Raw genomic sequence first — 24,697 nt, forward strand, 5'->3', positions numbered from 1 at the left:
CGGCGGCTACCACTTCCGGCTGCCGCGCGAAATACCCTTCTTGATCTCTTTGCTGCCGATCCAGACTTTTTCGTTGGTCTCGATGTTGATGAGCTGGAGGTCCGTCTGGTAAAAGATGGCCTTGTTTTTCTCCTCCTGGTCGACAACCGACTTGACGGAGCCAGACAACAGGAAGTCGGCGCCCGTCTCTTCGCGCAGCTTTTTCATAGTCTCGCGCGATGCCGATTCCGCCTGGTCCATCCGTTCTTCACGTACCTCACCCCGTTCTTCTTTGGAGGCGACGAATTTTACTTTACCGGAGTTGAGCAGTTCGCGCTCGAAGTCCTTGGTGAACACTTCGGTGTCGATATGTTCGCTCGACAGATTGCGGATCGTCCCCACCGTCACCACCGGCTGGCGGCCGTTCTTGGCGACGAAGTCATACAGCCAAGGGCGGCCGACCGCGTCGGTGATCATTTCTTGCGCCACCATCCGCGAATCGGTGTCGTTCCAGTTGCCGCTCAGGTCTGTGACCGTTTCCGGTTCGAGACGTGTCACCTGTTTGGAGCTGCTGCAGGAAATCACCAGACAGACGACTGTTGCAAGACCCAATACCTTCTTCATGTATCCTCCACACAATGGTTTGATTCTGTTCGCACCTTTCGCCCATGGCCGGTCAGGGAGTTCGGTCCATGAATTCCGAGGGTAATCATCACGAGATTATATCGGCCGGGCTTCGGCCGTTCAACAACAATTGCAACAAGTAGAATCGAGCACCCGGGTTCAGGAAAATCGTTGACAAAATAGTCTCATTTGACTTATTTTAAGAGTGAAATAGGCGACAATGGCCGGGTATCTAATCAACCAACGGGTGGCTATCCTGTCGCCGCGTCCGGCTTCGACTTTCTTAGCGTCATACATCGATCGGAGGTTGTGTATGGTCCGCTCTCTATGGAGACTGATTGTCGCCATGGTGGGGCTGCTGGTGCTGGGGGTTACGGCATCCGCTCAGTCCTACTTGAGTACTTGGAATACATATGGGGGTGGCACAAACGGAAGCGTCATGGCGCTCACCGTCTTTGAGGGTGATCTGATCGCAGGGGGGGCCTTCACCGTCGCCGGGGACGTGGCCTGCCGATCGGTTGCGCGGTGGAATGGCAGCAATTGGCAACCGATTGGCCTTGGACTGCACGCATCAGTTGAAGATTTTGCCGTTTATAATGGCCAGTTGATCGCCGCCTGTGAGCCGAGCATTTACCAAGGAGAGTATGTCGACACGGTGACGTTTTTGGCACGTTGGGACGGTGCCAACTGGATCGATCTGGGATTCGGCTCTGGTCAGGATTTCAATTGCCTATTGGTATGGGGAACAAAGCTGGTGGTTGGAGGACATTTCGACAGTGTGGCCGGCGTGCCCACAAACGGGGTGGCCATGTGGGACGGTGTCAGTTGGCAACCGCTCGGCACGGGGCTCGATGGTCGAGTGATGGCACTTGCGGATTACAATGGCGATTTGATTGCGGCGGGTTGGTTCAAAACCAACGGCAACGGAGATACTGTCAACTATGTCGCCCGATGGGATGGTGCCTCGTGGCAGCCCATGGGAGCTGGATTCGCCTGGTGGAGTGAATGCCTGGGTATCCATAACGGTCAACTAGTGGCCGGCGGGCATATTCGGCTTGGTCCAGATCATACTAACGGGACTGTCATGGTTTGGAACGGATCCGACTGGGAGGTATTTGGTGGACTGCTGGATGAGCACGAGATTCCAGTGTCTGGAGTCATTCAACGGGGAGCTGGTCATAGGGACTAATTGGATCGATGGATATCGCTGGACCGGCACCGTCTGGGAGCCCTTGGGACTACACGATATCTATGCCATGACTGTCCATGACAACACATTAGTCGTCGGGGGCACTCTCAATACGACAGAGCTGCACCGGATTGCCGGCAAACCTTCGTTCGATGTTGATTCTGACGGCACTTAGGATTACTACGACAACTGCCCGTTGGAGCCAAATGCTAATCAGTCAGATGCCGACGGCGACCACATGGGCGATGTCTGCGACTCTTGCTATGCCTGCGAAAAAACAGTCTACCTTCATCACGCGAACGGCCAGAAATCCGGCGACACGCTTTTTGCAGGAACGCCGGTTCGGTTTATATTTGCTTTGAGCGGGCTTGCTCAGAATACGGTCGTAGGGATAGTAAATGCACTTCGGATGTACACCCCGGACGGCGCCTCATGGTCGGCTCCCGTTATCGATTCGGTGAACGGTTGGCACAACTACTTCGATGCGGCGGCCGTCTTGCGCAGTTCGGTTCAGTCTGTGGGGAACGATAGCCTGTCGGCAGGCGGATTTGCCATCGCCTCTGGCGGTTGGCCCGCTGGACTGAACCAAGCGATCTATCACATCACAGCGGCATTCACGTCGACATCGAACGGCAAGCACGTGTGCATAGATTCGCTCATGAATTATCCACCGTACGACTTCAAAATTGGCGGGGGTAGTGTACCCCCGATTATACCATACTGGCCCGGTCCCTATTGCTTCACAATCTACGCCTGCGGCCAGGGACTGGCAGGGAATGTGGATTGCGATCCGAGCGACGTTGTCGATATCGGCGATCTGAGTGCGATGGTGGACAGACTGTTCGTCACTCTTGAGCCGTTTTGTTGCTATCCAGAGGCGAATTGCGATAATGATGCGGCGGGTGAGGTCGACATCGGTGATGTCACCGCGCTTGTTGAGCACTTGTTTTTCGGGCAGCAGATTACTCGCAGTTGTGAATAGAGTCTGAGTCTTAACAGACAGCAATCGCCCCGGCCATCGAAATCGAGGCCGGGGCGTTCTATTTCTCTCAGTGCTGCGCAAATCTTGGTCTTTGTTCACTGACTGCTTGATATGTGTCTCGCACCTTCAGCCACTCCGCAAAGTAAAGCATGCTCCCAAACTGCGGTTCATCCAGAATGCGCTCGACCAGCGGTTGGCTATCCACTGAGTCTGCATCAAGCCAGGAATAATAGTGGCCGGTGGCGCGAAGCAACATGGTTCGTGACATCCCTTCGGCGAGTGCCACAGTATCGTAACGCAACTGTGCGTAGTTGCCGGGGGCTGTCGAGTAGTACAGCGTGTCATTTGATACGAGCTTCAGCATGACATCGGTGCCGGTCTCGGAAGTGGCTGATGCCAGCCTCGCCGGCGTTACCATAATCGATTCGTCCGGACCAAAATCGATACCGACATGATCCAGCCGCCAGAGATCGGCGCAGCTTTCGAGCTTGACTCTGACCGTGGCACCCGCAACATCGGCCAGGTTCAAGACCGCGAGGTTTGTGACTGTCGAACGGGGTCCGATCGGGGGAAGAACACCCTGAGTAACCCATCGGCCATCCATCCAGACCGACACCTGCAGGCCACCCTCGCGCAGGAGCCAATTGACCAACCGTCGGCGCTCCAACGAGTCGGTATTCAGTTCATGATACCAGTCCAGCTTGCCCGGGCCACGGAGTGAGAACAGCTTTTCCAGAGCGAAATATCCGAGGTTCGTCGCGCGAGCAGTGACTACCAGTTTGGCGGCTGTTGCCGTTTCGGGCTTCTCAAACTCACAAATGAGGCCATCACGTAAGCGCGTTATCGAGGAGTCGATATCCATTTGTCTCGTTTCCCAGAATCGGCCGTCTTGTGCCCTTATCTCATGCGCGGCCGGGCTGCCGTCGAGTCCAACCGCCATCGTCGGTCCATGAACATCCTGCACGGTGTGAAGTATGTTTCGAATATCGGGTATGATGCGTGTCCCATATGGATGGTCCGCAGCCAGCAATGCCAGTTCGTTCACATGCTGTGATTCGGGAGACTGGTTGGCCAGCGCCAGGCGATAGGCGCCGTCAACGATCGTCAGGTGCGCCAACGGCTCAACCACCGTTCGCTCCAGACCGCGGCAGACCGAACCGGCAAAGGTCTCGGACTCGAATTGATACGACTTTCCATCATATGAGAACACATACGGACAGGAACCGCCTCCCCCACCCGAAACCGGATACGAGATTTCCACACCCACGACGCCAAAGCTGCCCGATCCGAGGGACTGGGCAGCACTGGCCGTTAGAAAACCAATGCAACCCCAGGCCAGCAGGTTGACCGCCGGGTCGATCTTGTTCGTTTGCACGATAGAGACGTCCGAAATCGGTATTGAGCCGGAGAAGAATTTCCCGGCGCTGTCGTGTGGAAATCTGAGCCCATAGCCTGTTATCCTCTTGGCCGTTACCGTACCCCGATCGAGCCGATAGGTTGTTCCGTCTTTCATCAGCAGTTCCATTTTACCCGAATCGGTCTGCCTCAGGCGGGACGCAGGTACCGCCTGCAGGGTATGGATGCAACCGGACACCAGTCCTGCCACAATCAGGGCTGCCAACGTCGCACTAGCGATACACATCTTTGCTCTCATACATACTCCTTCCCGGAGGAACCGTTATCGATCTTGCAAAAGACGAGGCAGGCATTCCGCCCGCCAAAACTGCAGTTGGCGGACACTGCCGCCTGAATGTCTGTCTTATGGCTTTTGTCCCCCGCGCAATTGATGTCGCATTGGGGGTCACGTGGAGTGCTATTGATCGATGGCGGGATCACTTGTCGATCTACCGCCAGTGCGATCACCGCAGCCTCCAGTGCGCCGCACGCTCCCAGGAGATGTCCGGTCACCGGCTTGGTTGAGCCGCAGGCCGGCTGATTCTCCGTTGGTCCGAAAATCGCCCGCACTGCATTGCACTCGGCAGGATCATTGGCAGAAGTTGCCGTCCCATGCAGATTGACATAGCCGATTTCTCCTGGGGCGAGTTCTGCATCATCGAGCGCTTTCCGAATGGCTACAGCCAGCATCACGCCCTCGGGGTCAGGCGAAGTCGGATGGAACGCATCGCAGGTTTCAGCAAACCCTGCAGCCCGGCAGTACATCTTCGCCCTTCGCAGGATTGCGTGCTGACGTTCCTCAAGTACAAGATACACCGCTCCTTCACCCAGTACGAAACCGTCGCGATCGGCGGCAAATGGCCGGCACGCCGCGTGCGGGGAACCATTGAACTTTGACAGCACACCCGCGTGAACGAAGGGGCGAACAATATCAAGGTGTAACGGCGCCTCGGTCCCCCCGACGATCGCAACGTCGAGGTCACCGCGTTCAATGCCGCGAAGTCCATGACCGACGGCGCAGGCTGATGACACGCTGCCGTGCGATAGGGTCACCGCCGGACCTTTGAAGCCAAACTGCATGGCGATGGCGCCGGATGAGTTGCCCGACATGCCGCATACCAATATAGATGGGCCGTGCGCACAGTTGTCCCCTGCCAACGACTTTCTCAGTTGCTCGATGACCAGCGCCGTCGAACCAAGGGAGGAACCGTCGAAAACACCGCATCGTTCGGGGGACGCCGGTGAGGTGTTCAATCCGGCATCGGCCAGCGCCATTGTCGCCGCTCCCAGCGCGAATTGCGCCGAACGGTCGAGCCGCCGGGCCATTTTGCGTGGAACGAACCGCTCAGGATCGAATCCCACCACCTGAGCACCGATCCGCACAGCCAATCCACTCGCTTCGGCTTCCGGCCAAGGCTGAACTGCCGAAACACCTCCGACAACATGACGCCAGAGTGCGTCGGCTCCCAGGCCGCAGGCCGTGACGGCGCCTATCCCGCTTATGATCACCTGTCGCTGCATAGCCCAATCTCTCAGAATGCGACCACCAAACCGGCCGAAAGCCAGAACGCATCCATCGAAGCCTTGGCCGTGATGTTGTTTCCTTGCGGCAGATATCCCAACCCCTCTCTTTTCATTTCTCCCCCGATCACGTATTTTGCCGAGACGTACAGCGATTGTCTGGTTCGCTCCGGATCGCGGAACTCGATTAGTGCGACCAGTGGATAGCCAACCTCCGGACCGGTGTCAACCTCCACCCACTGCATGGTGCCGCCATCGTTTGTAGGTGAGCTATAGGTGCGATAGGCGCGCACCCGCTGGTAGGCAATGCCGGGGCCGAACGACATGCAGATGGATCTTTGCCTGAGTAGCGTAACAAGCATGCTCATGCTGAAATGCTGACGTCTCGCGTGCCCTGATGACGGCTTGCCGCCGATCACACCTTCAAACCATGCCGAGAACCGGCGACTGACATGGAGTCGCAGACCGGCGATTGCAGTCACGCTTCGGCCGGCAAGATCGCCACTCTGCGGAACGCCATAGTAATCTTCGACCGAGTGGAAAGTCTCTTTCAACTCATTATAGCTCGCCCACTCCCACACCGCTCCCATGTTCACGCTGAGGTGTGGGTAGGAAGGAACATATCGCCGTGTTTCAGCTTGCACAATGCTGTCGGGAGTTTGGAGAACCGGTCGAGTAGTGTCATCGAAAATCTGACCCCGAGCCGATTCGCCCAGCAGCACCACCCAGACAAGACTGAAAATTATTAGTGTTCGCATGTGACCTACCTCGTCTCCGCAGTGTCGACGACTTCCAAGGATGTCAACACGTACTGGTTGAGTAGTTGGAGACTGTACCTGCCAAACGCCCCAGGTTCATCCAGTAACTGCGCGATCAGTTTGTCCTGTGGCTCCCCCTCGCCGCATACATGAATCGTGTAATAACCGCTGCACTTGACGACATACGACCGGGTGAGCCGCTCGACACGCGGCGGCACTTCGAACTCCACATCCGCCCAGTCGAGCGTGCTTGGCATTGCGTAATAATTCTGATCGAGGTTGGCCAGTCTGCGTCTTTGATCTTCGCTTCGATAGTCCAGCGCGCGGGCGGCCGCCAATTCCGTCACACGCACCGGCGAAGACCAGCCATATTCAACAGCCGCCCGATTGATCATCCAGAATCCGGCAGTCGATTCGAGTCGGACCCTGAGAAGCGAATCGGACGAGTGCGGCAGCCGGAGTACGACAGCCACATCGCGTGGAACCGCCGGGCCGATCTCCCATATTGTGCCGGCATGGCGCCAGGTGCCTTGATCCCACACTTTCACCAGCAGCATCCCCTCTCGAATCATTGCCTGCATAAGTCTCGACCTATCCGGTTCCGAGTTGTTCAATGAACGATACCAACTCTCAAGCGAGTCCCCCTGCAACGAGAGGATATGCCCAAGCATCTCAGCCGACCAGGCCGAGTTTTGACCGTTGAGAATCAGCGTGGCCGAGTCTACTCCCGGCGGCAACGAGAACTCCAGAACCAGACCGTCGCGGACCTGGTTAATATCGGCGGGATCTCGACCGAACGGGTTACTCACCCATGTACGGTCGTCTGTTTCCCGCAACATCTCCGACAGATTCGCTCCTCGATCATCATAGGCTTGGATTGGCGCAACAGGTGCAGCAGTCACCCGCAACGTGCCGTCAAAGGTCGGTACAACATGTGTGCCGGGTGAATGGTCGACTGCCAGTAACTTGAGTTCATCGACATACTGCGTCTCCTCCAGTTCGTTGGTAATGCGTATGCGGCAGACACCGTCGACATCACGCAGGGAGTCAAGGGTCACCCAGTCAGTCCGCTGAGCCGCCCGGAAGATCGCCCCGCCAAACACCTCGGCCTGGCGGTGATATTTCTGACCGTCGAAACTATAAATGAACGGACAGGACCAGGTACCGTTACTACTGCTTGAGGTCAGGCTCATGTCCATGCCTCCGGAAGCGGCGAAGGCGATAACGGCTGCAATGACTGCCGCATCAATAATAGCTCCGATAATGAGGCCCGTGGTCTTGCCGTGCACTCGATTTTTCACCCAGACCTGCTCGATCTGATCCACCGGAATCACCAGTTGTATCGAATCATTCAGGATCACAAGCGACGACAAAAGCGGCACGTGATGGTTCTGCACTGCCGACGTTATGTCAGCCCCTGACAGCACGAAATCGTCTTTGACTACAACCGCGTCGATGTTCCGACTGTCAATCCTCTGGATGGCGCCACTCTCATTATTCTGCACGGTCAAGAGGCAAGTCAGTGTCCCGTCGGTCGTCATTGACTCCAACGTATCACGTTTCTGGTACGGGTCCACCGGGCGGTACCGCCTGTCATAGCCGATAAGCGTACACCGCATGGAATCGCCATTGTGAGTGGCTATTGATAATGTGTCCCCTGGTCGGGGGAGCCTTGCGGCAGAGGGGTCAGTGTCATGTTCGCGTGCAAATCGGTCGGCGTAGGCCGCCGCGTCCGCCTCCGAGACGGTGACGAACCTTCCTGAATCCTGTGACCCGTCCGTTCGAAAGATGGTCACCTTTTCGTTCCGTTTGAGAGTCTGCCACTCCCATCCCGGCACCGGCTTCTTCTTTGGCTTGCCTGAATCCGCAATTGCCCCAAGCCCAAGCCCGATGAGGGTGCAGCCAAGAGTAGGCAGCAGTATTGCTCCCGTCGCCAGGAGTATCAACGCAAGTCTTGATCGATGTGCCATCTGAATCACTTCCTTCTATTCGCAGGCTATGCCTACCGAACGGACGCGCGCCGATCGGAGGGCTCCATGCCCTCCGAAGGCGCGTGCGTCGGCCCCCTCTGCATCAAATTGCCCCCGGCGTACAGTGGATATCGAGTGTAAATACATTGTGAGCGCTTGTACTCACACGCAGTGTCGATCTCAGCACCCCGTGATTCGGCGCATCGACCGGTAACATCTTCTGCAGGCGATAGCTCGAAACCGCCACATAGTTGGTCATGAATAGCGACTCGTGTCGCTCGTACACTCTTGCCGGATACGTCTCGCCGACCGGCGTGGGCGGATCGGTCAGCGGATTCACCGGTGTCAGATTGAGCGACCCTTGAGCGATGAAACCGGCCACATACTTGCCGTCACTGGTGAGGCGTACCACTTGCCGCATATGGACCGGTCCATTCGCGTAGAGATAATCGAGCGGTCCGGATGAGCAAAATGGCTTCGGTATTACCTGGTCGAAATTGATGACGAAATCCTGCACCCAGATACCGGGCGTCCAAGTCACACTTCCCCCAAGGTTGAGAATCATGGCGACCCCATCAGTACCGATCGGCACCGGCGCGGAGACATTTCCCAGAGGACCGCCTATGAGAGCGCGCAATTCCACCGGTAAGCCGTTGTATATGATATCCGGGATCTCCCGAAACGGAGCCGGATTGATCTGACCTGTCGGCATCATAGGAATGTCCGGATCGAGCAGACCGCTCCTCATGAGATCCACGATGACGAACTGCTCGGCCACTTCCCACGAAATCACCTGATGATTAGTCGTGCCAGGCACCTGAATTTCGAAATGCACATTGGCCAGAGTCCAATCCCCCTGGCGGAACAGGCGAAGATGGAACCTCGCCGGCCCGTACGAACCACACGCCAGTTGGATGGCGCTGCCGGTCCAGCCTTCAGTTTCTCCATATGCGGTTTGCATGTCTCCGGTGACATCATCGAGCCATCTGCTATTGAATGGTGAGGCATCCGGAAAGCCGATCGCCGTCCTGTCGCCGTCGAGCGATAGTAAAGCCGCACGAATGTCTCTCGGATCGGCGTGTCCGACAAAGATGAGATTGATCGGATCCTGGCCCTGGCTGGAAAAGTCGTTCCCCGTAAACGGCCAGAATGTTAGCGCATTGTCGCCGAATGCAACTGTTGTAAGTGGTCCCGGCGGTGGGGTCGGCGTGGGGCACACGGCTGTCTTCGCAGTCAACCCGGCTGCGATTGCATCAACATCCAGATTCTGCGGCTCCGACTCTTCGACCGCCTCGATCGGTGCGGCCTGGTAGTTGCTCCCCTGAATTGTTTCCTGTGTTCGCTGGCATCCGAGAGCGAATAACGTGGCGACGACTGCCAACAGGCCGAGTAGTGTAAGTCTCCTCATCTGATTCTCCTTCCCCGACCATCGTGGTCGGAAATTGTCTTGGCTGATCATTTGCCCTGTGTGAGCTGCCCGCCTGTTATGCAACCCCAATGCCGACTGAACGTGGATACTTCAGGACGTGATTATCTCAATGGGACACAATATGTTACGCGGTCGACGGGCCTTCCGGCGACCGGTCCAGTTCTGGATAGCATTTAATCCGGTTGACCGGAGGGTGGTTAGTTGCTATCTTGTTATGGGCATTTCATGAAAGCAGAAGAGAATCAGATTCCCGAACATTCGGATGTCGAACGTCTGCGCAGAGCGTTGGGTGAGTTACGACTCATCAATAGTCTGATCGCGCGTATCAGTCAGGTGCGCGAGGTCAACCATATCATGGATTTGATCCTGGGGGAGCTGGTGCGCGCCACGCAAGCGGACCAGGGACTCATCAATCTGGTGACCCCGATGGCCGAGGGGGATGCATTGACGACGGTTGTTCGAACATCAAAATCGAAGGCTGAGACTACCCCGTTCAAAGCAAACGAACTGATTTGCGGCTGGGTGCTCACCAATCGCGTGTTGTTGAAGATCGATGATCTCGATCATGACGAGCGGTTTTCCGGTATGTCATCGTCGAACGGTCTGTTCAAGTCGGTCATTTGTTGTCCGATGCTGGTACGCAACGAAATCATTGGCCTGACCAGTCTCGTCCGAAGTGCCGGCAAGGGTCCGTTCACCGATGAGCACTGCCGACTCGTAGGCATACTAACCTCGCAGTCGGCTCAATTGCTCAGCAACGCGCGTTTGCTGGAAGAACTGGCCGCCAAGAACGAACTCCTCGAATTGTCGCGGCAGAAACTCCACGATGAGTATGCCCGGCTGCAGTCCGAAGTCTCCGCCACGTTCGCTTTTGAGCAGATAGTCGGCAAATCGGCTCCGATGAAACGAGTCCTGGCGCTGGCGTCTAAGTTCAGCTGCACTGACTCGGCCGTTCTTATCGTGGGCGCCACCGGTACCGGCAAAGAACTGCTGGCCCGGGCCATCCATTACAATTCGCCCCGGAAGGATCGCCCGTTCATCATAAAGAATTGCGGCATCAAGACAGAATCCCTGTTGGAATCGGAGCTGTTCGGACATGTGAGAGGCGCCTTCACCGGCGCCGACCGCGAAAAACGGGGCCTTTTTAAGGAAGCCGATGGCGGCACGATATTTCTCGATGAGATCGGCGATGCTCCGCTCTCCACCCAGGCTGCGATCCTTCGGGTCATACAGAGCGGCGAGATCAGACCGTTGGGATCGACGAAGACCGAGTATGTGGATGTGCGGGTGCTGTCGGCGACGAACAAAAACCTGAAGGACGAGATTGCCAGGGGGAATTTCCGCGACGACCTCTACTATCGCCTCAATACGTTCACGCTGGAGTTGCCGTCTCTGGCGGAGCGCACCGAAGATATTCCGCTCCTTATCAATCACTTTCTTAAGCGGCTTCGGATCAAGCTCGGCGTGGCGGAGCTGCACATCTCACCGGGCGCGCTTGAACGCTTCTTGAGATACGACTGGCCGGGCAACGTGCGTCAATTGGAACATGAACTGGAGCGGGCGGCCGTGGTGTGCGGCTCGGACGGGGTGATCGAAGTGACCGACCTCTCCCCGGTTCTCGCGGCCCCGGCCTTTTCCGGCGAACAGTCGAACTCTTATCGAGGAGAGCTCCGCCTGGTTGTCGAGCGAGTTGAGCGAGAGATGATAGCCCAGACGCTTAAGGAGCACGAGGGGAATATCATGCAAACGGCGGAGGCGCTGGGTCTGACGAGAAAGGGCCTGAAAGACAAAATGGACCGCTACGGCATCAAGCGCTAAAGCTCAGGCCGCACCCGCCAACAGCTTGCGGAACGCCGGATGATCGTGGAGCGGCTTCCAAAGCGGGTCCGCTTTCAGGTACGGCACTGACACGAAACCGGGCACACTCAACAGGGCTCCAAGCTGCTCGACGGCGGCATCGTACTCGTCGAAGATCATCAGCGTTTCGGCAAGATTGACCATTAGAAACAGTGCGTCATACGCATCCCGTGACGTCGGCAGCAGTTCGACCCCTTTTCGCGCGTAAGCAATTGCTTCGCTCTTTCGTCGCATGCCCGCATAGGCCAGACCCAACTGGCTGTTGAAGCGCGCATCCTCCGGCAACGCCCGGACCTTTGTCTCCAGAATGCACCGCGCCGAATCGGCATAGGCGTATTCCTGCTGTCCCCGTCCAAGCAAGCGGTACATCTGGGCGCGATGCAGATAGAATCCAGCGGTATCGGTTCCCAGGCGTGTCTGCGACAGCACCTTGCTGAAATCACTCTCCAGTATCCGCATGAGCCACCAATAGTACGGTGATCTTGCCAGATCCACTTGCGCTGGGACTTGCGCGAGTACCCTTCTGGATTCGCCCGCGTCGCCGTCACGAAGCACCGCCATCCAAGCTCTGACCACGTGCGGAAGCGGCCAGTCCGGGGCCAGCGCGATGGTACGATCCAGAAATCGATTTGCCTCTCGAAACTCGCGCATCATGGCAAAGGTCAGTGCCACATCAAACGCTTTCAGATAAGATCGCGGGTCGTACTCCAGTGCTTTCATGAAATTCTGTGCGGCAGCGTCGAGTTTCCCCTGTCTCCGTTGCACCGCCCCAACTGCATTAAGCAGTTCCGCATGAGTCGGTTGAAGTGTCAGCGCCCGGTCGAACTCCCTCAAGGCATTCTCATAATCGAGCTCACAGTGGTAGTAGTAATAGCCGAGCGCAAGGTGTCCTTCGAGCAGATCCGGCTGGAGCGTCAGTGCCCGGTCGACTGCCTGCCGCGCTCTCCGGCGGGTGGCGTCCGAGCGGTCATAGTATTCCCAGTACATGCTCTCCTCCGCCCGGCAGAGCATGGCATAAGCAGAAGCGAAGCCGGAATCGAGTGCGACTGCCTGTCGATACATGCGTAGCGCGATTTGAATGTCGTCCTTGTCCCAGCTTCGATTGAAATACTGATTACCTCTCAAGTAGAAGTCATAGGCCTGCAGGTTGGGGGTCAATCCGCCCCCCTGCTGTTCCGCGGGTGAACCAACTGCCACATTGAGCGCCGCCGCGACACGCTGCGCGATCTCCGCCTGCAGCTCAAATATGTGCTCAAGCGGTCGTTCATAACTGTCGGCCCACAAGTATGTGTCATCGGCTACTTTCACCAGCGCCGCGCTGATCCGCACGCGACTCGGTGTAACAGTCCTTTCCCAATTCACCGCACCGGTGATGGCGTAATCGACGCCCAGTTCCGACCCGATCTCAGCGACCCGAAGTTTGCTCCCCTTGTACTGCATGGAACTGGCTCGTGAGACTACTCCCATTCGCCCCGCCTTGGCCAATTGCATAGTCACTGCGTCAGTCATGCCGTCGGCGAAGTACTCATCGCCGGGCAGGCCGAGGTTGTCGAACGGCAGCACCGCCAGCATTGGCGCCCCGGCTCCTTTCGCGCTCACATGCGGCTTGTAGACGTGCCAGCCTGTGATCGCTACAACAAGTGCGAGAACGGCAATCCCACTAGACACCAGAAGACGCCGGTGCCGAGTTGACGATTCGATGTGTGACGCTTGCGCATGGCCTGACACCGATATTGCCTGTAACTGAGCCAGAAGGTCGTCAGCACTTTGAAGCCGTTTGGAAGGGTCTTTCTCAAGCAGACGCATAACGAGCTGTTCGAGAGCTGGTGGAATATCCGGACGGAGTTTCTGGAGCGGCTCCGGCTCCTGGTGGACGATAGCGTACAGCACAGCCGCCTCATACTCCCCGCGAAACGGCAGCACTCCGGTCAGCATTTCATACATCACCACGCCAAGCGCGAACAGGTCGGAGGCCGGCGTGACCTCCTGTGCTTTCGCCTGCTCGGGCGACATGTACGCCATGGTCCCGACCGTGGCGCTCGTCCGCGTGACATCAGAACCGCTGCAAAGCTGCGCCAGACCGAAATCGAGGATCTTCGCCGTGCCGTCCTTTGTCAGCAGGATATTGTGCGGTTTGATGTCGCGGTGGACGGTACCGACAGCATGCGCTCGGCCCAGACCGCGTGCTATCTGTTTGGTCATCTGAATTACCTCAGGGATTGCCAACCGCCCGGTAGCCATCCGATCCTTGAGTGATTCGCCATCTACATATTCCATGGCGATAAACGATCGTCCCTGAAACTCCCCCACCTCATAAATAGTGATGATATTGGGATGATTCAGGGCTGCTGCCGCCTGTGCTTCCCGTTTGAGTTTGGCGTGACAGTCGGGGTCAGAAGTCAACTGAGGGGACAGGAACTTGAGCGCCACTCGCCGCTGCAAGCTGGCATCTTCGGCCAGCCAAACTTCACCCATCCCACCGGCGCCAAGTTTTCGACGCACCGAATAATGGCTGAATGAAAGACCAGCGCGAAGGCCGGTTATTGGCTGGTCCGAATCCATTGTCTTATCCCGTTACCACGAGAGCATCTTACATGGTCGGCTGTACTAACTACGATGCGGGTGCCCGTTGATGGATTCAAGATAGGCTACGTTGCTGCCGTTCGGCAACAACAATGTGGTGCCACCCAACAGTTCCAAATGGCCGGAACCACCGGCGGCTTCACCTTGGTGTTGACATCGCTCCCTGTGGGAAGCACTTTAGCACGATGGACAAAAACAACTTCCGATTTTTCACCGTAGCCGAACGGCCCGACCTGGCGCAAGTCGTCTCCAAATTCCCAGGTCAGTTCTGGCCCCTATTCATGCTACAGGACCCGATTGCCAACCGGTTGTTCGGCCCACTGTACCAGACGTTCGCCGAATACCAGTTTGCGCTAATCGATACCGGAACGGATGGCATTGTGGCTGTCGGCAACAGCATTCCTTTGGCGTTCGATGCCGACCCGCATCTGTTGCCGGACGACGGCTGGGACTGGGCGCTGCAACAGGGGTTCGAGGATCTCGCCGGCGGGTTGCCACTTCACTGTTTATGCGCGCTCCAGATCGTCATCGATCCGAAATACCGCTCGCTCGGGTTAAGCACTCGTATGGTCCTGAGGATGCGGGAGATCGCTTCGGCGCACTCACTGAACAGACTGTTTGCCCCGGTTCGGCCGAACCAGAAATCGCTCTACCCGCTTATCCCGATGGAGAAGTACATTCGGTGGAAGTCTGAGGACGGTCTTCCGTTTGACCCCTGGCTTCGCACCCATACGCGTCTGGGCGCGGATATCATCCGGGTCTGCCCAAGCGCCATGCGTATCCCCGGCAGTGTGCCCGACTGGGAGACCTGGACTTCGATGCGCCTACCGGAAACCGGGGAGTACATAATACCGGGCGCCCTTGTGCCTGTCAGAATTGACCGCGAAGCCAACCTGGGACTGTATGTGGAGCCAAACGTGTGGATGTGCCATCAACTTGGGAACTCCGCCGCCCGGAAGTCGTAGAAATTTCTAACACAACAAACCTTGACAGACACGGCCAGAGAAGGGATTTTCCGGTCGTCGACAGGGAGGTTTTTGATACATGGAGGTTATATGGAATTGACGATCGGCGAAATGGCGGGCAAGGTCTGGAGCACCCTCTTGAAGAAAGAGGAGATCGCCCTGACGCAGCTCCCGAAAATGGTCCATGAAAAGGAAGTTCTGGTATATCAGGCGCTGGGGTGGCTGGCCCGTGAAGGGAAAGTCAACTACCGGGTCGACGGCAATAAGACGTTTGTCTCGCTGATTCGATAGTCGCCTTGCCGGGGACGACCATAGTACATATTCCTCGCCGAGCGGCAGGCCAACGCACCGTGGCCATGTGCCCCATCGTGTGATTTTCGTTGCTGCCGCCCTTGAATCTCGTAGATTCCCTGTTCAAAACGGATGCCCTGAACCGACATTGGATCGGTCCGATATCGGTACGGCAGGGATTTGCGGCCACGAATGGTAGAAGGTTAGTCTGCTATGTCTGAACGGAACGACAGATCGTCCGACGGAAACCCGGGCGTCCCGGCAGCGACGAATTTCATCAAGGAGATCATCGACGAGCACAACCGCAGCGGCCGATTTGACCGCAGAGTGCACACCCGTTTCCCGCCTGAACCAAACGGGTATTTGCACATCGGCCACGCCAAGTCGATTTGTCTGAATTTCGGAATAGCGGAGACGTACGGCGGCTTGTGCAACCTGCGATTCGATGATACCAACCCGAGCAAAGAGGACATCGAGTACGTCGAATCGATCATCGAGGACATCAAGTGGCTCGGATTCGACTGGGGAGACAGGCTGTTCTTCGCGTCCGACTATTTTGATCGGCTGTACGAGCTGGCCGAGCAGCTTATTTGCGACGGCAAGGCGTATGTCTGCGATCTGAGCGCCACCGAGATTCGGGAGTACCGCGGCACCCTGACCGAGCCGGGCAAGGACAGCCCCTACCGCAACCGCACCGTCGAGGAGAATTTGGACCTGTTTCGACGCATGCGGGCCGGTGAGTTCGCCGATGGCTCGCGGACGCTCCGCGCGAAGATCGACATGGCCTCGGCGAATCTGAACATGCGAGACCCGGTACTGTACCGGATTCTCCGCGCCACCCATCATCGCACCGGCGATACATGGTGCATCTACCCCATGTATGACTACACTCACTGCATTTCAGATTCAATCGAGCGGATCACGCATTCTATTTGCACGCTGGAGTTCGAAGACCATCGCCCGCTCTACGACTGGTGCCTTGACCAGCTCAAGTTGTACCATCCCCAGCAGATCGAATTTGCCCGCCTTGACCTCACCTACACGATCATGAGCAAACGCAAACTGCTTCGGTTGGTGCAGGACCGCCATGTCAGCAGTTGGGATGACCCGCGTATGCCTACCCTGAGCGGCCTGCGACGGCGCGGCTATACGCCTGAAGCGATTCGCCTGTTCGCCGAGCGGATCGGCGTCTCCAAACGGGACAGTATGGTGGAGGTAGGCGTGCTTGAAGACTGCTTGCGCGAGATTCTGAACAAACGAGCTCCTCGGACCATGGCCGTGTTGAGACCGCTTAAGGTCATACTTGATAATTACCCTGAAGGCCAAGTCGAGCAATTCGAGACCGTCAACAATCCGGAAGACCCGTCGATGGGCACCCGGACAGTACCGTTTTCCAAAGTTCTGTATATCGAACAAGATGACTTCCGTGAAAATCCACCGAAGGGATATTTCCGCCTTGCGCCTGGTGTGGAGGTTCGGCTCAAACATGCATATTTTATCAAGTGCGTGAGCGTCACCAAGAACGAAAGTACCGGCGAACTGGTCGAGCTCCATTGCACGTACGACCCCGGCACTCACGGCGGCGAGGCCAGGGACGGGAGGAAGGTAAAAGGGACCATCCACTGGTTGTCGGCGGCTCATTCGGTGCCGGCTGAAGTCCGGCTGTATGACCAGCTGTTCCTGAAAGAGGATCCAGGCGACGCCTCGGAAGATCAGGATTTCACCGCCAATCTCAATCCAGATTCGTTGAAGGTGCTGCCCGACGCGCGCGTTGAAGCGGGTGTGCGGGATGCCGCTCCCGGCAGTCTCTTCCAGTTCCTACGGAACGGATATTTCTGCGTGGATATTCGTGATTCACGTCCGGACAGACCGGTGTTCAACCGCGCGGTCACTCTCAAGGACACCTGGGCAAAGATCGAGAAGGGACAACGAAGCGCCTGATCGAAGGTAACGTATACACGAAACGTTAACGGCCACCCAGGGAGAACCTGGGTGGCCGTTGTGTTTGGTCACGTTTTACGCCTGGCGGCGCAATCAATTCGGAACGCCGTTACGGCACGCAGCACGGGGGCGGACCGCCGGCATTGACATATTCGACAAGATAAACGATGTCGGCGATATTGGCCACGTTGTCGCAGTTGGCATCGGCCGCTTCACACGGCACAGCGCAAGGACCGTAATTGAAGTAGTAATTGATGATATGCGTGATATCGGCCATATTCACCAGCCCGTCACCGTTCATATCGCCACAGTCGAAATGGTTCACGATCAGGGTGTAATCTTCCACCTCGCCATACGTGGTTGTGCCGCATGGCGCGACCGTACCGGTATAGGTGATACGTATACGCATGATCACCGTGTCGCTGCCGGGACTGTCGGGAGGCGTGATGACCCCTGTGTACGGCCCGTTGCCGGGAGTCCCGCTCACCGTGATCTGCTCGCCGGCGTCATAGAAGTCGGCATCGCCATTCCAGTCGATCCAGACACCGCATTGATCCGATGAATACGGATAGCCGTTCTTGACCGAGAAATTGTAGTCAAGCCGTTTCCACATCACCGTGCTCAGATAGGTGTAGTCGGCGTAGTGATCGCAGCCGGAGCTGTTATCGATCGTCCCGACCGTTACCTGACTGATGTATTCATCGCAGATATTGCCCGAGGCGGGACACGGCTTGCACTTCACCGTATCGCCGGAGACGTGCAATGTGTACGGGCCTTCGGCGCCATAGGCTGGGTCAAGCAGCACCGGATAGTAATACGTGCCGGGCATCAACGACGACCAGCGGATGGTGACGTTACCGTCGCCGCAGGTAGTGACGTCGAACGTCCCCGCGACGGTGATTGAATCGCACGGGCATCCCATGGCCAGATTCAACCAGGCGTTGCCAAACGCAGGCGAGGTCGTGCAATAGTCAAGCGTTACATCCATGCACTTGTCGATGGTGAACGCATGCCAGACATGACCGTCCGGGAAAATCGAGCACTGATTGATCGCGCCCGTGTTGTCGCCCGTGAAGGTAGCCGGCAGCGTGACTGGGGTGACATCCTCGCAGAAGTTGTTCGGCGGGAGCGGGCTGCACTCGACCGTAAGCACTCCGTTGCCCACTGCTGTGCTGTACCCACCGATCTCGATGAGATACGTCTGGCCCATCGTTACGGGTATGGTGACTTCGGATGACAATCCGCAGAAATCATCATTACAGGCCACTGGGGCGCCGGGCGGGCAACTGCAGCCATTGTAGACAGCCACTTTGGTGTCGTAGCTGGACCCGCACAAACTGACGCGGGCAGCACCGTCGCACGGAGCCGTGTAGCAGAACCAGATGTTGGCGCCATATATGCACGCGCCGGGTCCATCGTGGGTCGCACCGATCGTCGTGAACGGAAGATTGACCACATCGCCGATGGGCGTCGCGTTAGCACACGAGTTGTTCGCAGGCCCTGGCGGCGGATCCTGGCACTTCAGCCAGGCGGTGTAATTCCACGGGCCGTTGGCACAAATGTACGTGGCGTCGAAATACCGTGGCGCCACGAAGAACGCGTAGGTCCCGCCGGGGAGATCCGCAGAGACGGTCACCGTGTCACAGGGGTTGCCGGTCGCGCTGATAATGCCCGTCGCACTGCCGCAGCCGCCCGTGAGGTCGACGATGTACAACAGGACAGGAAAGTTCGCAACCGCTTTCCATATGACGGTCGTGTCGTTGGTGAAGCTCTTCAGATACCAATCGGTATCGCGGAAATCGTTGCTGGCCCAGGCGGTACCGCAAATGGTATCGCCGCAGTTGATGGTGCTGTAGACTTCGGGACTGGAGTTGCAGCCGCCGTTGGTCACATCAGCGCCATCGGTCACACAGGGTTCACCCTCGGCAATGCCACCGGGCGGGCAAGTCACGACACAGGCCGACACCGGTGTTATCGTGAGCACGTAATTTCCGAACGCGCTCCCATAACCGTCAACCACGATATAATAGGTCGTGCCACCAACCAGGTTGAGATCATCAATGAACGAGCGATAGCCCGGGCAGGCATCGTCGTTGCATGCGTATGGTGCTCCCGGCGTGTATGCTCCCGCATACAAATAGACTTTCGTGTCATATCCGGAAGCACACAGGTCGATATCCACTGTCACATTGGCAGCCGGCGTAAACGAGTACACGACGTCCGGGGCGGTGCCGCCCGAATAGGGACAGACTTCGTTGTAGTCGTTGGTGTATCCGGATGTCGTGCCCGCATCAGTATACGGAATGCCCGGGATAACCGTCGCAGTGGCGATCACATCGCCACCCTGCGCCACACGGTTGGGACGGTTCTCATCGCCGTGGTATTCCGGTTTGGTCAGCGGGTAATTGAGAATAGTTAGACTGACGTCCTGTTCGGCCGCCTTCTGAGGGCTGGGCCCCGGCAGAGGTACAACCGATCTGGGCGCCTCGCCGGCGTATGCTGTCGATTGCCACACCAGACAACAGAACGCCAGGGCGAATAGCATCATTGCGATGATGCGCACATTTTTTTTCAATTGGACCATAGAGCCATTTACTCCTGAGGGTTACCTCATCTTTCCACCTGGCAGTTCATTCGCTGTCGCCAGACGGTACCAACCACAAATTGTCAACCGGGATTGAGATTGAGTGCGAGCTTGTCCGCGACGCTCTTCAGCGAGGATGCTCGAAGAAGCCCAAGCCAGGTTGCCGAGCGGTAATTCTGGTCGCCTCAGCTCACATTCTGAGACCACCGGTGAAACACCGCGGGTCGCTTAGAATGAATTCGTTGTTCTTATTGCGCTGTGCTAAAAAGACTGCTGCCCAATACATAACCAATCAATCAAATCCTGTCAAGTCAGAATTCGCGTCGCACATCAGGATTCTTCACATAATCCTATGTGACTTGTTTTGCACACACGACGCGCCCATCACATCGCGTGCCGCCTAATGTATTGCATACAAAAATTGGTCGCATTGTCGCCAATTGGATGTCATGTACGTCACACGCGATAATCTGCCGTCCAGTCACCAATTGTCGGACTCGCGTCGACATTCGTGCTTGACTATGCGATGAAAAGTTATATGTTATGTCATACGCTTGACATCCGACCCGGTCGCCCGATGCCGGACTGCAACGAGATGAAACGGGTCGAATTCTGCGAAAGGGTCCTACGCCGCGAAACAACCCATTCGACGTCATGCGTTCGCTCGTGCGCCGCATGCGTCCAGGTGGTACACACATAACTTAACGTGCCGGCGACAACAACCACACACAGGTAACGTAGACCTCGCATTCAGTCTCGGAGCATGCTCCCGTGGCGTCTTAGCCCCGGTGGGAGCACGCTCACTTTACAGCTCATCTCCTTGTCAGGTGGTGATGTCGCGGCACCTCGTAACTCATTGGAGGTCAGGAGCTCATGGGTTCAAGAACCGTCACAGGCATGGTCCTGGTTTTCTGGTGTGTCAGCGCCAGTGTACTGGGGCAGGTGAGCATCGGCGGCCAGCCGCTCACATTTGTCGACCAATCCCTCAGCGCGTCCATCCCTGTCAAACTGATGCCGTCGGTTGACAACCGCGCGCTTTTGGCCGAAGACGAGGCAGAGCAGTCCAAGGATGTTCCGCTTCGATTCGGCTACCCGTTCGATGTGAACTTCACCACGGACAATGCCGGCTTTTGGCAGATACTGCCCAACGGTGATCGACTTTGGCGGCTTCGCATCGCATCGCCAAGCGCATTCTCGATCAACCTTCTGTACGATCGGTTTTGGCTGCCGGAGGGCGCTAAGCTGTTTCTTTACAGTGAGGATCAGTCATTCCTCATCGGCGCCTTTACCTCGCAGAACAACAAGGCCGAAGGTCAATTCGCCACTGCTCCGGTCAAGGGGGACGTGTGCGTACTTGAGTACTATGAGCCCGCTTCGGCGAGTCAGCGCGGTGTGATCTCCATCTCGCGTGTCATCCACGCGTACCGAAACCTGTTTGACCGCCATGCGCTCAAAGGAGTATTGGACTACGGGGACGCCGGCGCTTGCAACGTGAACGTGAACTGCCCCGAAGGAGCCGATTGGCAGGACATCAAGCGGGGTGTAGCCATGATTCTCACTGGTGGCGGCGGCCGCCTGTGTTCGGGTACAATGATAAATAACGTGCGGCAGGACCTGACGCCATACTTCCTGACAGCCAATCACTGTCTCGGAGGGGAGACAAGCTGGATCTTCATGTTCAATTATGAGAGTCCGGGCTGCACCAATGTTGATGGCCCCACGTGGATGACGGTTCAGGGGAGTACGCTCCGCGCAAGCAATTCGTTTTCCGATTTCGGACTGGTGCAGCTGACCGAGCAGCCGCCGGACTCATACAATGTGTATTTTGTCGGCTGGAACGCGGTTGATTCCGCGGTCGATACACTCACGGACATCCATCACCCGCAGGGAGACATCAAGAAGATCTCGTTTGAATATGATGCAATTGCATCGACCGGTTACCTTGGCGCCCCGGGTTCGGGTGACAGCCACTGGCGCGTGGCCGACTGGGACGTCGGGACAACGGAGCCGGGATCCTCGGGTTCTCCCCTCCTGGATGACCACAAACGGATCATGGGACAGCTCCATGGCGGCTATGCGGCCTGCGGCAATAACGACGCCGACTGGTTCGGGAAATTCGCCAAGTCATGGAATTACGGGACGACGGCCTCGACCCGTCTGCGCGATTGGCTCGACCCGGACAACACTGGAGCGCTGACGCTTGACGGTCGCCCGGCTGCCGGCATCTCAATAACGCACACACCGCTTCAGGACACACAGGATACGCTCAACCCGTACGAGGTCATCTGTGTTATCAAGTCGAATACGCCGGTCGTGGCCGACTCACTGGTCCTTCATTATAATGTCGGGGCGGGATACGTCACGGCATTGCTGACGACCACCGGAGTGACAGACGAATACCACGCGTTCATCCCCCAACAGTCCCCCGGGACTGATGTCAGCTACTTCATGACGGCTGCCAATACAAATGGTGATGCCGACACCACTCAAGTCTATACGTTTCGTGTCGTGGATTATGCGGTTAAGTTGACCCCGGCATCGTTGACTCATACCGGCGCGGTGGGCGACACGGCCTGGTTCGATCTCAAGGTGAAGAACGCCGGCATCTATACCGACGACTACGCGTTGGCTAACTCAGGTAATATCTGGACCACGATCATTTTCGATGCCACCGGCACGAACGTCATTTCTTCCACGGGCACCATGCTGCCGAACGACAGTTTAGCCCTTAAAGTGGCGGTCGTCATTCCCCCGTCCCTTTATGGGGATAAGGACAGCACGATCCTTACTGCGACATCGACCGCGAGTCCTGCGATCAAGGCTGCCTCATCACTGGTCACAATTTCGGCCGGACAACCGTTGAACATTCCGTTCTTCGACGATTTCCCGACCACAAGCATCAATATCGGCAAGTGGGTTCTCGCCAGCGGCTGCCAGGTAAACACGACCGGTTCGAATCCGCCCACACCGCCGTACTCAGTTGATTTCAACGGTGACGCTGTTGGCGCCGACACACTGATGTCACAGGCGATCGATCTGGAAGGGCTTTCGGACATTGCCCTGACCTACTCCTATGAGCAGACCGGTGGCGGGGAGTCACCAGATGCCGGGGATGACTTGTTTGTGGAGTACCTGGACAACACCGGCACGTGGGTGCTGATTAACCAGCATTTGGGCGCCGATCCGGACATGACGACTTTCCAAGAAGTGCTGACGTACCTCCCGGCTCCCGCTTACCACGCCGGGTTCCGAGTTCGGTTCCGGAACACCGCCACGGCCGGACTGTTCGACGACTGGTTTGTGGATGACGTGAAAGTCGATGTCAACTTCCCGCCGCAGATTTCAGTCTCCCCTCTGTCATACTCCGAGACGATTCAGAAGGGGGATTCGGTCACGCGTACACTGACGATTGACAATCTCGGACTGGGGAGCTTGCAGTTCGCCGCATCGGTTCAACTCATAGCCAAGCGGAACGACCTGCTTGAATCACTCCGCGCGGCGGGACTCCTGGAACCGGCACAGAGAACATATCCTGAGGAATACCAGAATTACGTCGAGCAGAAGGGGGCCGATGACCCGCGGGTCGGCTTCCCGGTAACCAAGGGAGCCGGCGGCCCCGACGCCTTCGGATACTACTGGATCGACTCCGACCAGCCGGGCGGCCCGACCTTCAGTTGGACCGATATTTCGGCTACCGGGATAGATGTGGTCAATGATCTCGTGGATGACACCGTATCCGGACCGTATCAGCTCGGCTTTGCGTTTTCATTCTACGGCAACACCTACACGCAGTTCTATATCGGTTCGAACGGGTTGATTGGATTCAATTCTGACAATATGAGATCGCTCACCAACGCCACAATTCCAACCGTCGCAACACCGAACGACTTTATCGCCTGGATGTGGGATGATTTGAACCCGAAGGATCCCACCAATCCCGGTGCTCATGTCTATATCGATACCTCCGGCGGACAGTGTGTGATCCAGTTCACGCAGTATCCTGAGTACAGCGCGGCAGCCGGCGATGTCATCACAGCGCAGGTCGTGCTTCAACAGGACGGCAGCATTCTTATCAAGTACCTCTCGATCGCTCCCGGATTCGATCTGACTTCGAGCACGATCGGTACGGAGAATGCAACGGGTACGGACGGCCTTCAGGTGACATTTAACAGCACCTACGGGCACAACAATCTGCTGCTCAAAATCTACGCTCCGTACCGTTGGCTCGACGTTGAACCTGCCAGCGGACTGGTGCTGAGCATGCAGCAGAAGCAGCTCAACGTCAAGTTTCGCACTGCCGAACTCGACAGCGGTATGCATACCGCCAACGTGATAATCTCGAACAACGATCCGGGGAACAGCCCGGTGACGGTCCCTGTACAGCTTCATGTCACACTGGCGCCTCAATATGTTTGCGGCGACGTTGACAATAATGGCGTGGGACCGGACATTGGTGATCTCACCTACTTAGTGGGCTTCCTGTTCCTCGGCGAGGCGGCACCGCCGATACCACAGGCGGCCGATGTCAACAGCGACAGTGTGATCGACATAAGTGACCTCACCGTACTTGTTGAATTCTTGTTCATGGGCGGCCTTCCGCCCGTATGCCCATAAGCGGAGTATCAGGGT

The 24,697-nt window shown here is 57.0% G+C and carries 15 protein-coding genes; 7 read left to right on the plus strand and 8 right to left on the minus strand.

What is annotated here, in order from left to right; translation table 11 throughout:
- Window positions 1-6 precede the first annotated feature (6 nt).
- On the minus strand, window positions 7-603 hold the full coding sequence (locus AB1644_08650) for a penicillin-binding protein activator LpoB (protein ID MEW6051111.1): 597 nt from the start codon (window positions 601-603) through the stop codon (window positions 7-9).
- A gap of 313 nt (window positions 604-916) precedes the next feature.
- Here AB1644_08650 and AB1644_08655 point away from each other — a divergent pair, with 313 nt between their 5' ends.
- Window positions 917-1,792 carry a hypothetical protein gene (locus tag AB1644_08655; GenBank protein MEW6051112.1) on the plus strand — a complete coding sequence of 292 codons (876 nt, stop codon included), beginning with the start codon at window positions 917-919 and terminating at the stop codon, window positions 1,790-1,792.
- 196 nt (window positions 1,793-1,988) lie between these two features.
- Window positions 1,989-2,774, plus strand: a complete 786-nt coding sequence (locus tag AB1644_08660; protein ID MEW6051113.1) for a hypothetical protein — start codon at window positions 1,989-1,991, stop codon at window positions 2,772-2,774.
- 67 nt (window positions 2,775-2,841) lie between these two features.
- Here AB1644_08660 and AB1644_08665 read toward each other — a convergent pair whose 3' ends face one another.
- From AB1644_08665 to AB1644_08685, 5 genes are all read right to left on the minus strand, one after another.
- Window positions 2,842-4,428, minus strand: a complete 1,587-nt coding sequence (locus AB1644_08665) for a hypothetical protein (protein MEW6051114.1) — start codon at window positions 4,426-4,428, stop codon at window positions 2,842-2,844.
- Window positions 4,425-5,690, minus strand: a complete 1,266-nt coding sequence (locus AB1644_08670; GenBank protein ID MEW6051115.1) for a beta-ketoacyl-[acyl-carrier-protein] synthase family protein — start codon at window positions 5,688-5,690, stop codon at window positions 4,425-4,427. Before AB1644_08670 ends, AB1644_08665 begins: the two co-directional genes overlap by 4 nt.
- Before the next feature lie 11 nt (window positions 5,691-5,701).
- Window positions 5,702-6,448, minus strand: coding sequence for a hypothetical protein (locus AB1644_08675; protein ID MEW6051116.1), 747 nt, complete (start codon window positions 6,446-6,448; stop codon window positions 5,702-5,704).
- 5 nt (window positions 6,449-6,453) lie between these two features.
- Window positions 6,454-8,418, minus strand: a complete 1,965-nt coding sequence (locus AB1644_08680) for a hypothetical protein (protein MEW6051117.1) — start codon at window positions 8,416-8,418, stop codon at window positions 6,454-6,456.
- A 103-nt stretch (window positions 8,419-8,521) separates the two neighbouring features.
- On the minus strand, window positions 8,522-9,826 hold the full coding sequence (locus AB1644_08685; GenBank protein ID MEW6051118.1) for a hypothetical protein: 1,305 nt from the start codon (window positions 9,824-9,826) through the stop codon (window positions 8,522-8,524).
- 246 nt (window positions 9,827-10,072) lie between these two features.
- Here AB1644_08685 and AB1644_08690 point away from each other — a divergent pair, with 246 nt between their 5' ends.
- Window positions 10,073-11,665, plus strand: a complete 1,593-nt coding sequence (locus tag AB1644_08690; GenBank protein MEW6051119.1) for a sigma-54-dependent Fis family transcriptional regulator — start codon at window positions 10,073-10,075, stop codon at window positions 11,663-11,665.
- 3 nt (window positions 11,666-11,668) lie between these two features.
- On the opposite strand, the gene AB1644_08695 is transcribed toward AB1644_08690, so the two are convergent.
- The gene (locus tag AB1644_08695) at window positions 11,669-14,266 is read right to left on the minus strand and encodes a protein kinase (GenBank protein MEW6051120.1); all 2,598 of its coding nucleotides are present in this window, start codon (window positions 14,264-14,266) and stop codon (window positions 11,669-11,671) included.
- Window positions 14,267-14,472: 206 nt separating this feature from the next.
- Between AB1644_08695 and AB1644_08700 the strand changes: the two genes are divergently transcribed.
- From AB1644_08700 to AB1644_08710, 3 genes are all read left to right on the plus strand, one after another.
- Window positions 14,473-15,252 carry a GNAT family N-acetyltransferase gene (locus tag AB1644_08700; protein MEW6051121.1) on the plus strand — a complete coding sequence of 260 codons (780 nt, stop codon included), beginning with the start codon at window positions 14,473-14,475 and terminating at the stop codon, window positions 15,250-15,252.
- Window positions 15,253-15,342: 90 nt separating this feature from the next.
- On the plus strand, window positions 15,343-15,543 hold the full coding sequence (locus tag AB1644_08705; GenBank protein ID MEW6051122.1) for a winged helix-turn-helix domain-containing protein: 201 nt from the start codon (window positions 15,343-15,345) through the stop codon (window positions 15,541-15,543).
- A 213-nt stretch (window positions 15,544-15,756) separates the two neighbouring features.
- Window positions 15,757-17,484: a glutamine--tRNA ligase/YqeY domain fusion protein gene (locus AB1644_08710; GenBank protein MEW6051123.1), complete on the plus strand. Its 1,728-nt coding sequence runs from the start codon at window positions 15,757-15,759 to the stop codon at window positions 17,482-17,484.
- Between the two features lie 109 nt (window positions 17,485-17,593).
- On the opposite strand, the gene AB1644_08715 is transcribed toward AB1644_08710, so the two are convergent.
- Window positions 17,594-20,068 carry a GEVED domain-containing protein gene (locus tag AB1644_08715; GenBank protein MEW6051124.1) on the minus strand — a complete coding sequence of 825 codons (2,475 nt, stop codon included), beginning with the start codon at window positions 20,066-20,068 and terminating at the stop codon, window positions 17,594-17,596.
- 873 nt (window positions 20,069-20,941) lie between these two features.
- On the opposite strand from AB1644_08715, the gene AB1644_08720 reads away from it, so the two are divergent.
- Window positions 20,942-24,682 carry a hypothetical protein gene (locus tag AB1644_08720; GenBank protein ID MEW6051125.1) on the plus strand — a complete coding sequence of 1,247 codons (3,741 nt, stop codon included), beginning with the start codon at window positions 20,942-20,944 and terminating at the stop codon, window positions 24,680-24,682.
- The last annotated feature ends 15 nt before the right edge of the window (window positions 24,683-24,697 follow it).

This window comes from Candidatus Zixiibacteriota bacterium, from assembly GCA_040753875.1.
Taxonomy (GTDB): domain Bacteria; phylum Zixibacteria; class MSB-5A5; order GN15; family FEB-12; genus DATKJY01.